Here is a 13,156-nt window from a genome sequence, read left to right on the forward strand (position 1 = left end):
GTTTAATCTAGATAATAGGTTTAATCTAGATAATAGGTTTAATCTAGATAATAGGTTTATTTAAATGATTGCTTGATTTACATAAGCAGTTAATCAATGTCGCTTACTGTCGGCTTAATTAATTATGCCGACAGTAAGCGACATTGATGCGGCGTTTACAATGTTTTCGACAGCTGGGATGACGACATTCCGTTCTAATTCTCACCTGAGGCTATATAACTAAATAGTGTAGATTAAAGCGGATTTACACAGAACTTCACTCTATATCTCTGCGCAGTAGCTCTAGTAAGGCTAATAGTATATTCCGACAGCACAAATCCATTTTCCATTACGCTAAACAACGCTTAAATCCACATAAAAATAGTTTCATTTAATAACCCCATCTAAATAGAAAGGCAAAAGGCTAATAGAGAAAGATATTTTCTCTATTAATCAATAACTAATCTAATGATTTTAAGAAGTTATATAAAAATGAAATTTATGACGATAAACACTTGCAAATACAAATGAGAATGATTACTATTAACTTGCGTTCCAAAGCTCGGTTTACTAAATAGAGACTTCATCACCTTTAATTAGTCTGCAGAGTTCGCAAGCACGACATTGCTCACACACTCTTTGTGGCCGGGTTAATCACCCGGCTTTTTTTTGCCTGTTTTTTGTCTATTTCTTGCCTATTTAGTAAAGTATTTTACTGTGTACTGTCACCAAAATGTAGGCCTTCATAAGGCCCAAGCTGCTGATCATCTTTGGCTTTATGGTAAAGCCCAATGGTAAATATAGTGCCAGTGCCTACCGTCGAATTCACTTCGATCATCCCGCCAAGTCGTTTAATAATCCCATAACTCAGAGATAACCCTAAACCAGTACCATCTTTACGGGTGGTATAAAATGGATCAAAGATACGACTCAAATCTTGTTTCGAAATCCCCATCCCTTCATCTTCAACTTCAATTTTTACCCCAATAGCGATTCCGTCTTCTAGCCAGTCGTAGGTTCGTAGCCAAATTCGACCTTTATTCTCAATCGCATGGGCAGCATTAACCATTAAGTTAATCAGCACTTGTAATAGTTGAGGTCGATTGACTTCTACTGAACCTGTAGCCGTAAACTCCTTGATCAATTTCACTTCTTGTTGCTCAATAGAGTGACGCGCTAATAACAGCATCTCTTCAACAATTGGCGTCACAGGTTGTAATGTTATCGGCGCATTAAATTCACCAGGACGGCTATATTGCAGCAGGCTACGAATGATAGTCGTTATCCTACCGACTTGTTGAATAACCAATTCAATTTCTTCTTCGACTATCGCAGCATTGTCACCCAGCTCATATTTTAATAGCTCCATGTTCCCCAAGATAACGGCAGTAGGATTATTAATTTCGTGGGCAATACCGGCAATCAGTTCGCCCAGTGCGGTGAGTTTTTCGTTAGTCACTAATTGCTGTCTGGTGGCATGCAACAACGCAACATTACGTTCGAGCTCTTCTGTTTTATCTTGCAAGCTGCGGGTACGTTGTTCTACTTTTATTTCCAGCTGCTCTGCTGCCGCTTGAATCTGAGCATTACGTCGCTGCAACTGATCTAACATCCGGTCAAATTGCTCGGCTAAATGCGCCAACTCGTTATCACCGTTGATGTCTAATTTACCAATTCTGACATTTCGACCAGACTGTACTGCAGTAACAACTTGGTGAATATATTCAATAGGTTGAAGTAAACTATTAGCAGCGCGATAAACTAAAAACCCTGAAATCAATAACACGAAAACTAAAATAGTGCCGAGCTCGATAATATTGAGTAAATAATTATGTAAAAAAGGCGACTCAGAGAAGCCCGCATACACCATCCCAACCCTTTTGCCACGAACATCGAGTAAAGGTAGATAACCCGAGATATACCAATCATTAAGTACAAAGGCACGATTTATCCACGTTTCGCCTTCAATGAGTACTTGCTGATAAACCTCATCAGACACTAAGGTCCCCAAGGCTCTATTGGATTTATTGCTGTCTTTTGGAAACAACTCCATAGGCACGTTGGTGCTAATGCGAATATTATCCAAAAAAAGGGTTACGGTACCGATTGAACGTTCAGGCAAAGTGCCTTTGCCGTATACTAAGTCACGAATATTATCGACTATGTCGGTATTGTGGTTAAACAACATCCCACCATCTAAATACCAAAATACATTTCCCGACTGATCGGCTATTGGCAGTAGCGTTCGACTTAATAAACCTCGGGTTTCCATGGTTTGTTTAGGGTTTTTAGCATGTAATGTCGGGATCAATGTAATTTGAGCTTGTTTTGCTAAACCTGAGTTAATTCTTTCGAGACGTTTGGCTGGCAATACCATTAAACCCGAAAAAACCTTCTGTTTGGTTTGATGTAACATCAAACGTAAATCAGGGTCTCCAGCGGCATCGGCAACACTAATTAAACGTAAAAAGTCTAACCCTAACTCTTTTTTCTGTTGTGCCAATAGAATATTTAATGCACTTATCGCACTTGGATTAGGTTGTTGCTCACTGTGTTTTATTAGCCTAAATGCATGTTGAAAATCCCATGATTCACTTATCGAGTCGAGCTTGTCTTGTTGGCGTTCCTGCACTTGCACTAAGGTACTATTAGCGACAACTAAGTCAGCCTTTACCTTCATAAACAATTGCTTACCTGTGTATATGACATTCCAGTAAATGGTAATAAATACTAAGCTAATTAAGGTTAATAAGATGGGTAATGATGTCAAAAACAAAATCCGATAACGCACTTTGGCTTGCATTTGCAGCCAACTAATACCGAAAACTCGCGTAAAAATACCAGTAGAATGCACCACTATTATTCTTCCTCAAGGCCTTGTTTTTCATGGGTTAGCCAATCTTTAAATTTTCTATCTAATGTTTTTCGTGACACTCCTAAATCTCGCGCTGCAGCAGATTTATTACCACTATGGCTATCGACCACTTTGGTCACATGTTGTTTTTCAACTTCTTTTAATGGCCAATTTAGCGGGTAGCCCATCGCATCATTCACCATAACTGACACTGGTTTTTTCCAATATTCCGCAGGCGGTTTGCCTAATAAGATGCAACGTTCAATCATATTTCGCAGTTCACGAATGTTACCGGGCCAATCATGCTGTTGCAGTACTTGTAGGTCTTCGTGGCTCCAAATAACATCTTTAATACCCAGCTCTTGTGACAACTGCAAGGTAAAATAATGAGTCAACTCAACAACATCTTCTGGCCGAGAGCGCAAAGATGGAATAACAATGTTTAATACATTCAGACGATAAAATAAATCACGTCTGAAACGACCCGCTTCAACTTCATCAATTAATAAACGATTAGTGGCCGCGACAACGCGCACATTAATATCGATTTCTTTTTCACTTCCTACAGGACGAATAGCTCGTTGCTCAAGCACTCTGAGTAAAGCGGTTTGCATGTTCATCGGCATTTCGCCAATTTCGTCCAAAAATATCGTACCACCAGAGGCATAACTAAATAACCCTTCACGATTACCTTTAGCCCCGGTAAATGCGCCCGCTGTATGGCCAAATAGTTCACTGGCTAACAATTCAGGGGCGATGGCACCACAGTTTACTGGGACAAATGCACCACTTCGGCCACTCTGTTGATGTAATTGTCTGGCCACCAGCTCTTTGCCTGTGCCTGATTCGCCCTCAATTAATACAACTGCGTTTGTCGGTGCGATGCGTTCAATGACCTCTTTCACATCACGGATAGCTTCACTGTTGCCGATAATGGTGGAAGACTGTCCGTGCGATAGTTCTCGCCTTAGCATAAAATTTTCACGCTTTAGCAATCGTTTCTCGATACAGCGGTCAACGGCGGTAATCATTTGTTCTAAGTGAAACGGTTTCATAATGAAATCAGAGGCGCCAGCACGTAATGCTTTGATTGCCACATCCATATCAGCATAACCGGTCATAAAAATGATATCTGATTGACGATCTGGATCATCTAGCGCTTCATGCCACTCGATACCTGAACGATCGGGCAATCGAATATCAACAATCAATAAATCGAAATGGCCGTGACTGCGTAATTCTTCTGCTTGGGCAATTGTGGAGGCGGTTTCTACCAAGGCAAACTTCTTTGCCAAGGCTTTCATCAAAAAACTACGCATGCCAGGCTCATCATCAACGATAAGAACCGACATAGTGGTCTTGCTTACTGGGGAAATATGTTCATTTGGACTCATAAATGGACTCTTATTTGGACATTTTGACGCGCTTTTCACTACTGTATCATCGAAATCACAACACTTGGTCACTATGAACCACAGAAAAGTGATCGTGGGACAATTTGTCTAAGATAAATGATTAAAGCTTGGGAGCAAGTTCACAGTTTCGATTTTATGCGTGAACTGTATTTGCATTAACACTGCTTGGCATCTAACTTGCTTATTGCATTAGTAATTAAGCAAAACGGCTTAATGTTTTGTACAAGTTTTCAGTATGAACATCATGATTATTAATATATCAAGGAGCGGCAATGTTAAAACTCAAAGCAAGCGTTAGTATTCTGTTGGCGGCATCGGTACTCAGTGGAGCAATGTTCAGCCAAACTGCACTCGCAAATGAAGTGATCAAGTTAGCGACCACAACCAGTACTGAAAACTCAGGATTACTTGGGGCGCTGTTGCCAAAATTTGAAGCGGAATCAGGCTATAGTGTACAAGTGATTGCTACGGGTACAGGTAAAGCATTGAAGCTGGCAAGTCAGGGAGATGTTGATGTTGTTATGACTCATGCTCCAGAAGCCGAAGCACAGTTTGTTGCTGACGGTTATGGTATTGAGCCTCGCGGAATTATGGAAAATGATTTTATTGTATTAGGGCCTAAAAATGATCCGGCTGGGCTCAAGTCGAGCAAAGATGCCATTGAAGCATTTAGCAAAATAGCTCATAAGCCAAGTAAATTTATTTCTCGTGGTGATAACTCTGGTACTAATATGAAAGAGTTAGCCATTTGGAAAGATGCGGGCGTTAAACCTGAATTTAGCGGCTATACCTCCGTTGGGCAAGGCATGGGTAAAACCTTATTAATGGCCAATGAGTTTCAGGCTTATACATTAGCGGATCGCGGTACGTTTATTGCTTATAAAGCTAAGCTAGACCTTAATATTAGTTTTGAAGGTGGCGCGGAATTAGCTAACCCTTACCAAATTATTTTGATCAACCCTACAAAATACCCAGACTTGAATCATAAAGGGGCAAGAGCATTAAGCGATTGGTTTATTAGCCCTGCAACGCAAACTATGATCAATAATTATAAAGTGCAAGGAGAGCAATTGTTTAAGGCAACTTATAAAAAATGAGTGACGGCTGGTTAGCCCTATTGCAGCAAGCATTTAGTTTGCTGCTATCTTTTGACCCACATGTGTGGGCAATTATTAACATCTCATTTTCGGTGTCTTTTGCCGCGCTGTTGATCACCATTGTTCCGTCGATGATGTTAGGTTTTATCCTCGCGTTTAGTCATTTCAAAGGCCGTTGGATCGTCACTAATTTAGTGCAAACATTGCAATCCATTCCCACTGTCGTGATTGGTTTATTAGTATATTTATTGTTAACTCGCAATGGTGTCTTAGGCGATTTAAAGTGGCTATTCACCCAAAAAGGAATGATTTTAGGACAGATGTTAATTTGTGCTCCAGTATTAATCGCATTGTCGCAAGCCGCTTTTGCCAGTGTAGATCGTAGAGCGTGGGAAACATCTCGTACATTAGGAGCCTCATGGCTACGCGCGGTTTGGACCTTATGTCGTGAACTGCGGGGCCCCTTACTACTCGCCATTATTGCAGCGTTTAGTCGCATTTTAACTGAAGTAGGTTGCTCGATGATGGTAGGGGGTAATATTATGAATGTCACCCGTAATATTCCCACCGCAATAGCACTTGAAACGAGCAAAGGCGATTTTGCACAAGCTATCGCGCTAGGATTAGTCTTATTGATATTAGCGGTAGTGTTAAACTTCATCTTAGGTTCATTGCGAGGCAAAGCCGTCCCGAGGAGTCATTAAAATGACATTATCACATGACTCAGACACCTCTTTGGCCAGTATTCATGCAACTAACCTACTGGTAACCTTTAATCAGCAGAGACTCTTTAGCGCAACTGATTTACATTTTAGCCAAGGTGATGTCATTTACCTGCAAGGTGACAATGGCTCGGGTAAATCGACCTTAATGAAACTCCTCGCTGGATTGATTAAACCAAACCAAGGCCAGATCACCAGCCAGGGTTTTGCGCCTCAAACGTGGTGGCGACCGTCATCTCTTTTAGGTAAAGCGGTTTATTTACATCAACATCCTTATCTTTTTGAAGGCACAGTAAAGTACAACTTAACCTACGCCTTGGATCAGCGGGCTTTAGCGCCTGAACAACGTAAAAAACGGATCCAACAGGCCATTCATATGGCTCAACTCACCGATTTACTGAATCATAATGCTAGCGATCTATCGGGGGGCGAGAGACAACGTCTTGCCATTGCCAGAGCTTGGATAGCACAACCTAAACTGTTAATGCTTGATGAACCGATTTCGAATATGGATAAACACTCACAGCGCTTAGTGCTCGCGATGATTAATCAACTCAAACAAGACGGCACAGGACTGCTAATTAGCAGTCATCAAACCTGTGGCCTGACCGCGTTGTGTCAACAACATTGGCATATAAAGCAACGCACAATTCATACCAGTATTCATGTACCCCAAACAGATGATTTACATGATACCCACACAACGGAATTACATTATGGCACCACAAATTGATGCGGTGATTTTAGCTGGCGGCATGGCAAGACGAATGGGCGGCAATGACAAAGGCTTAGTGGATCTCAATGGCCAAGCGATGATTTGTCATACCATTAATAAGCTGTCGACTCAAGTGGATCAGATCCTGATTAACGCAAATCGAAACCAAGCTCAATATGAGCAATGGGGTTACACCGTTTTCAGCGATCAAGACAGCGGTTATTTAGGCCCTTTAGCTGGAATGGTTACCGCCTTAAAACAGACTCAAGCTGATTATTTACTTGTGGTCCCTTGTGACTGTCCTATGCTGCCAACCGACTTAACAGCAAGGTTATTAGCGGCTTTAGAGCAACAACAAGCCGACCTTGCTGTTGCTAGTGATGGTGAATATGAACAACCCGTAGTGTTATTGCTAAAACCACATCTGGCAGCATCGATGCAGGCTTTTTTAGATGCGGGAGAGCGCAAAATTGATTTTTGGTATCGCCAACATAAAGTGGCAGTAGAAAGTTTTGCTGACCAACCCAATGCATTCGTTAACATCAATACACCAGAACAAAAACAGCAGTTAGCAACGCAAATTGCCAAGTAATTCAGTAGAGGTACTTCATGACAGCATTATTTTCTAATCCATTGTCCATTCCCGTTTTGGGATTTTGTGCATACAGTGGCACAGGTAAAACCACTCTACTTAAACAGCTTATTCCGGCCTTAATTGAACGCGGTTTACGTTTAGCCGTTATTAAGCACGCACATCATAATTTTGATGTTGATGTTCCGGGTAAAGACAGTTTCGAAATGCGCAAAGCTGGGGCAAGGCAAGTATTGGTAGCGTCTCATATACGCTGGGCATTAATGACTGAAGATCCTGTTGATGACGACCCACAATTACAACATTTACTGCGTCAAATTGAAGCAGAAAAAGTCGATATCGTACTGGTAGAAGGCTTTAAAAAACTGGCATTACCTAAAATTGAATTACACCGTGCAGCACATAATAAACCTTTGATTCATATACATGATGACAATATCGTTGCGATTGCCTGTTGTGATGAAACCACAGTACCTGATTCATTAACGCGCTTAGATTTAAACAACGTGGCGCAAATTGCTGATTTTGTACAACACTATCAACAAAATTGGCAGGCAGAAGAGGTCCGCTTGCCGATTGATGCGAGCAAAGCAGCTCAAATGGACGATACGGAAAACAGTCCACATGGCATTAGTGTATCCCAAGGCGTTGCGGCGGTATTAAGTCAAGTTACCCCTATTGTGGACACTGAATTAGTCAGTCTTTTCGATATTGATAATCGCGTACTGGCACATGATATTATTTCTGAAATAAACGTACCTCAACAAACTAACTCAGCAATGGACGGTTATGCCTTTGCGTTTAGTAACTTATCTAATAAACCTCTTAAAATCGTGGCAGAAGTATTAGCAGGACATCATTACTCCAATATGCTGCAAGACGGCGAAGCCGTGCGCATTATGACCGGAGCAACAGTGCCAAAAGGCGCTGACACCATTCAGCCACGAGAGCTAGCAAACGAACAAGATAACCTGTTAACCCTTTTTGAACATGAACACATTATTAAAGGTCAGCATGTACGTCTAGCAGGTGAAGATATTGCTAGCGGTGACGTCGCTTTAGCGGCAGGAAAACGCTTAGGTGCCGCTGAACTAGGTCTATTAGCATCACTTGGATTTGATCGACTACCTTTATTTAAACGCCCTACCGTCGCGGTATTTTCAACTGGCGATGAAGTCAGCCAACCAGGACAAACACTCAAACCAAACTGCATCTATGACTCAAATCGCTATACCGTATTATCGATGGCTAAAAAGCTCGGTTGTCAGGTTATCGATTTAGGCATTATTGAAGATGATGAACACATACTCACCGCGACGTTACGCAGTGCGGCAGAGCAAGCAGATATCGTCATCAGCTCTGGCGGCGTATCGGTGGGTAATGCCGATTACATTAAAACGGCACTCGCCAATGTGGGCAACACTCAATTTTGGCGAATTAACATGCGACCAGGTCGCCCTCTCGCGGTAGGGAATATTGACCAAAGCCTATTTTTTGGCTTACCGGGAAACCCTGTGGCGGTTATGGTGGCATTTTTACAGTTTGTGCAACCTGCTATCCGTAAATTAGCTGGCGAACTTCACTGGCAACCTCAGTTTATTCCTGCCATTGCACAGCATGCATTACGCAGTAAAACGGGGCGTACTGAATTTTTACGCGGTATTTATGCTATTGGGTCAGATGGCAGAATCAAGGTAAGTACCACGGGTGCGCAAGGGTCTGGCATGCTCAGCTCAATGGTCAGCGCTAATTGTTTAATTGTTATTGGTGATGATACTGCCAGCATACCTGCTGGCGAGTCTGTGTTTATTCAACCCTTTGCTGATTTACTGTAAGTGCTGATATGAGCCAACTTATCGACCGTTTTCAGCGAAAAGTAGATTATTTACGCTTATCGGTAACTGATCGTTGCGATTTTCGCTGTGTATATTGCATGAGTGAAGATCCGACTTTTTTACCTAAATCACATGTTCTTAGTTTGGAAGAATTATCGTGGATAGCCCAAGCTTTTACAGAGCTAGGGGTAAAAAAAATACGCCTCACTGGTGGCGAGCCACTAGTGCGATCCGACTGTGACAAACTGGTCAAATTGTTAAAGCAATTGCCTGGTCTTGAAGAACTCTCAATGACCACTAATGGGTCTCGATTATCTAAGCTAGCGCAGCCACTGTTTGATAATGGCCTTAGCCGATTGAATATCAGCCTTGATACCTTAAACCCCGATGTGTTTGCGCAGCTAACACGTAACGGTAAACTGGAGCGTGTCATCGCTGGCATTGATGCCGCAATAGCGGCTGGCTTTCGTAACATCAAAATTAATACGGTCATTCTACGGGGGCAAAACGATCATGAAGTATTAGATTTAGTTGAGTTCTGTCGCCAACGCCAACTCGATATTGCTTTTATTGAAGAAATGCCAATTGGACTCATGGATGATCGCCATCGTCACCGTCATTGTTCAAGTGACGAAGTCCGAAACATTATAGAAACGCGCTATCCCTTAATCGCTTCATCTAAACGCACAGGCGGCCCCTCTCGATATGTAAAGATGGCCGACAGCACGATTCGGATCGGATTTATATCGCCACACAGCAATGACTTTTGTCATCAATGTAATCGCGTAAGAGTGACTGTTGAAGGGCAATTACTCTTGTGCTTAGGTAATGACAATGCCATTGATTTAAAATCAATTGTGCGACAATTCCCCGCCGATATTGAACGCCTTAAACAAGCCATTACCGATGGAATGCAATACAAGCCGCAATCTCACCACTTTAACCTCAACGCTGCGCCACAAATACTACGCTTTATGAATGCCACTGGCGGTTAATTGTTTTTGCTATCGTCAATGGTACACTTATGCCATGATTTTCCGCTTCAAACTTGCGCGTTACATTACCAGTTTGAGATAGTTTTAATCCACATTAAGGTGATTTATGGCTCTGTCACGTAAAAGTTGGAACTATATTATTATTGGTGCCAGTGTATTTATGATTGCGGTGTTGTCTTTTATCAATGACAAAACCGCCAATGTCCCGGATGATACCGTGCCTTTATTTGATCTGCAGCTGCCGTTGAAACAATTACAACTTGATGGTATTTGGTTAAGTCAACAAGACGGACAGTGGCAGTGTCATTCGCAGGTGCTCAATTGTCAGCAATGGGCTTTATCATGGCAAAATATTAGTGTATCACCATTAAAAAATCAGCCTGAACATAGCCTTAAAGAGCAAACACTGTCTATTGCTATCGATAATATGCAAACAACACAATTATGGCGCTACTTTCCAAATGAAGGCTTGTTACAATCGTCCAGTCAAAATTGGTATCTAGTACCGCCGAGTTTACGGGCCGGGTTACAACCTATATTAGCCATACCTCCTCAACCAAAATAATGAGTCATTATGCCTGAATTACCAGAAGTTGAAGTAACCCGCCTAGGGATCAGTCCATACCTTATTGAACAAACGGTAAGTGAATTGATTGTGCGCAATGCCTCGCTTCGTTGGCCTGTGCCGGCTATTGCTCAAAACATTGTTGGTCAGCGTATTACCAATGTCCGCAGACGAGCGAAATACTTACTCATTGATACCAATGCAGGAATGACAATAGTGCATTTAGGCATGTCAGGCAGCTTACGTATTTTACCGCGCAATACCCCAATCGAAAAACATGACCATATTGATTTAGTACTCGAAAATGGGCGCATGTTGCGATTTAACGATCCACGTCGCTTTGGTGCTTGGTTGTGGTATGAATTACCAGAAGAAGCCCATCCACTGCTATCAAAGCTTGGCCCAGAACCACTAAGTCCTCATTTCACGCCATTACAATTACAAGCAGCACTTGCTGGCAAGAAAAAGGCGATTAAGCTGTGCTTAATGGATAATCACATCGTGGTTGGAGCCGGTAATATTTACGCCAACGAAGCTTTATTTGCTGCCGGGATCCACCCCGAAGCCGCGGCAGGAAGTATTGATTTAGAACGGCTAACAATTCTTGTCAGTGAAGTTAAACAAATTTTGGCACACGCCATTGAACAAGGCGGCACAACATTAAAAGACTTTACTAATGCAGACGGTAAGCCAGGTTATTTTGCCCAAAAGCTACATGTTTATGGCCGTGGCGGCAAAACTTGTACAGCCTGTGGCAATTTATTAAGTGAGATAAAACTGGGCCAACGTACCACGGTTTTCTGTGGTTTATGCCAACAGCGTTAGTCGGATAAATAACGCCTAAATCGCATGTCAATTTACGCATAAAAAAGGGAGCCATTGGGCTCCCTCATATCATCAACCTCAACTCGGGTTAATCAACCATTAACGCTTAAAACTTATATTCGTAAGTCGAAAAAACCGTACCTTGAGTGTCATCGTCTTGCACTTCAAACTCCGAATTAGCCACACTGCCACCTAAGGTCAACATGCCGTTAAACATAGGCAAACGATATGACAATTCCAGCATCATGATATCTTCTTTCAATGGCTGTGGAGCCCAAACACTATCAAAGTTTTCACCGTCTTTATTAAGCTGAGCATATCGTAGTAACGTAGTAAACCCATGACTATTATCAAATTGGCCTATTAACCCTAAAACATACACATTAGCGTCACTGTCGTAGGTGCTTCCAAAAGCACGACCATAATAACGTGAGCCACTGAGGTAGGTTGAATGTTCGTAAAAACAGTTTGAATTTGCATCCGTTTCATTTTCAAAGCAATACACCAAAGTATTGGTATATTCTAAGAATAATTTATACTGCTGACTATTAAAGTTAATCCTTGTGTCAACACCAACCATTTTAGCGCAATCAGCGATTTCCCATGGCTGGCCAGTTGAATCTTCGCAGGTTCTTTCAAAATAAAGTCCTACTGGAACATTAAACCACTCGTCTGCATAACGAATATCAAAACCCGCCATTTGATTACCATAATTCGAACAACCTTCATATAACTCAGTATCAATTCGGCAATCTCTTTGCCCGGTAATAGATTTAACTGCACTATTAAAACTACACTCCTGACCTTCACCACAAAACTGAGTAGTCCAAGATAAGCCAATTTCTAACTGCTTAAGTGGCTTAATTGCCCCACGAAGATTCCATAATAGGGTATGCGAAGCATAACGATCTTCCTCGGTCATACTCACACCGCCCGTTAAACTCCAATCGCCTATCCATGACAGCCAAGGCGTTTCAAATGCTTGTGAATTATTACGACTGACCATTAAAGATGGCATTGGGCGAGCATTATTTGATTTATGGAGTGAGGAATCAAATCCAGGCCCCCACCATTGGCCGACGCTACCGGCTGTGACAATCCAATTGCCTAGCACTACCGCAATATAAGAATCATCTAAACGGATTTCCTCGTCGTCCGCAGGGTTATAATTAGCCGATGCAGAAATCTTATAAGAAAATCGCTCTCCAGTGTATTCATGTGAGCCTTGTAACTGGCCCTTTTCACGATAATCTGAGCCAAAATGTTGAAAGCGTGCCTCATCAGATGCGGCAGCCACTTTTATACTGGTGTTACCACGATTACCAACAGCATTTTGGTAGTAAAAATTAACTCGTGCAAAAGCATCAACTAAATCAGGCGTTAACAAAGCAGGTTCAGTTTGAGCCAAATCAGTCCCAATACCAGACCACATTAATGGGAATGTATTAATAGGTGCACTAATCACTCCGGCATCAGCTAACGCTTGAATATCTGCACGCAAATAGATATCGGAGGTATCTACCCATGGTGCGGCTTGAGCACTATCCGCTGTGATAATCATA

At 42.0% G+C, this 13,156-nt stretch carries 11 protein-coding genes; 8 read left to right on the forward strand and 3 right to left on the reverse strand.

Going from position 1 to position 13,156, the window contains the following annotated elements:
- Window positions 1-691: 691 nt before the first annotated feature.
- Together CXF88_RS20260 and CXF88_RS20265 are read right to left on the reverse strand one after the other, a co-directional pair.
- Entirely contained in the window at window positions 692-2,782 is a 2,091-nt protein-coding gene (locus tag CXF88_RS20260; protein ID WP_101088688.1) for a HAMP domain-containing sensor histidine kinase, read from the reverse strand.
- Between the two features lie 56 nt (window positions 2,783-2,838).
- On the reverse strand, window positions 2,839-4,227 hold the full coding sequence (locus CXF88_RS20265) for a sigma-54 dependent transcriptional regulator (RefSeq protein ID WP_101088587.1): 1,389 nt from the start codon (window positions 4,225-4,227) through the stop codon (window positions 2,839-2,841).
- Between the two features lie 293 nt (window positions 4,228-4,520).
- Here CXF88_RS20265 and CXF88_RS20270 point away from each other — a divergent pair, with 293 nt between their 5' ends.
- From CXF88_RS20270 to mutM, 8 genes are all read left to right on the forward strand, one after another.
- Window positions 4,521-5,345 (forward strand): substrate-binding domain-containing protein, encoded by an 825-nt coding sequence (locus CXF88_RS20270; RefSeq protein ID WP_101088588.1) that lies wholly within the window; start codon window positions 4,521-4,523, stop codon window positions 5,343-5,345.
- Window positions 5,342-6,049 carry an ABC transporter permease gene (locus tag CXF88_RS20275; protein ID WP_101088589.1) on the forward strand — a complete coding sequence of 236 codons (708 nt, stop codon included), beginning with the start codon at window positions 5,342-5,344 and terminating at the stop codon, window positions 6,047-6,049. Before CXF88_RS20270 ends, CXF88_RS20275 begins: the two co-directional genes overlap by 4 nt.
- 1 nt (window position 6,050) lies before the next feature.
- Complete coding sequence (locus CXF88_RS20280; protein WP_101088590.1) at window positions 6,051-6,800, forward strand: energy-coupling factor ABC transporter ATP-binding protein; 750 nt, start codon at window positions 6,051-6,053, stop codon at window positions 6,798-6,800.
- Window positions 6,784-7,374 carry a molybdenum cofactor guanylyltransferase MobA gene (gene mobA / locus CXF88_RS20285; protein ID WP_011639329.1) on the forward strand — a complete coding sequence of 197 codons (591 nt, stop codon included), beginning with the start codon at window positions 6,784-6,786 and terminating at the stop codon, window positions 7,372-7,374. The genes CXF88_RS20280 and mobA overlap by 17 nt, the downstream gene beginning before the upstream one ends.
- A 17-nt stretch (window positions 7,375-7,391) precedes the next feature.
- Complete coding sequence (locus CXF88_RS20290) at window positions 7,392-9,209, forward strand: bifunctional molybdopterin-guanine dinucleotide biosynthesis adaptor protein MobB/molybdopterin molybdotransferase MoeA (RefSeq protein ID WP_101088591.1); 1,818 nt, start codon at window positions 7,392-7,394, stop codon at window positions 9,207-9,209.
- Between the two features lie 8 nt (window positions 9,210-9,217).
- Window positions 9,218-10,204 (forward strand): GTP 3',8-cyclase MoaA, encoded by a 987-nt coding sequence (moaA, locus tag CXF88_RS20295; protein WP_101088592.1) that lies wholly within the window; start codon window positions 9,218-9,220, stop codon window positions 10,202-10,204.
- A 106-nt stretch (window positions 10,205-10,310) separates the two neighbouring features.
- Window positions 10,311-10,769 (forward strand): hypothetical protein, encoded by a 459-nt coding sequence (locus CXF88_RS20300; protein WP_101088593.1) that lies wholly within the window; start codon window positions 10,311-10,313, stop codon window positions 10,767-10,769.
- 9 nt (window positions 10,770-10,778) lie between these two features.
- Window positions 10,779-11,594 (forward strand): bifunctional DNA-formamidopyrimidine glycosylase/DNA-(apurinic or apyrimidinic site) lyase, encoded by an 816-nt coding sequence (gene mutM / locus CXF88_RS20305; protein WP_101088594.1) that lies wholly within the window; start codon window positions 10,779-10,781, stop codon window positions 11,592-11,594.
- Between the two features lie 106 nt (window positions 11,595-11,700).
- On the opposite strand, the gene CXF88_RS20310 is transcribed toward mutM, so the two are convergent.
- Window positions 11,701-13,155 (reverse strand): capsule assembly Wzi family protein, encoded by a 1,455-nt coding sequence (locus CXF88_RS20310; RefSeq protein ID WP_242445219.1) that lies wholly within the window; start codon window positions 13,153-13,155, stop codon window positions 11,701-11,703.
- Window position 13,156 lies beyond the last annotated feature (1 nt).

The organism is Shewanella sp. ALD9, assembly GCF_002836315.1.
GTDB lineage: Bacteria > Pseudomonadota > Gammaproteobacteria > Enterobacterales > Shewanellaceae > Shewanella.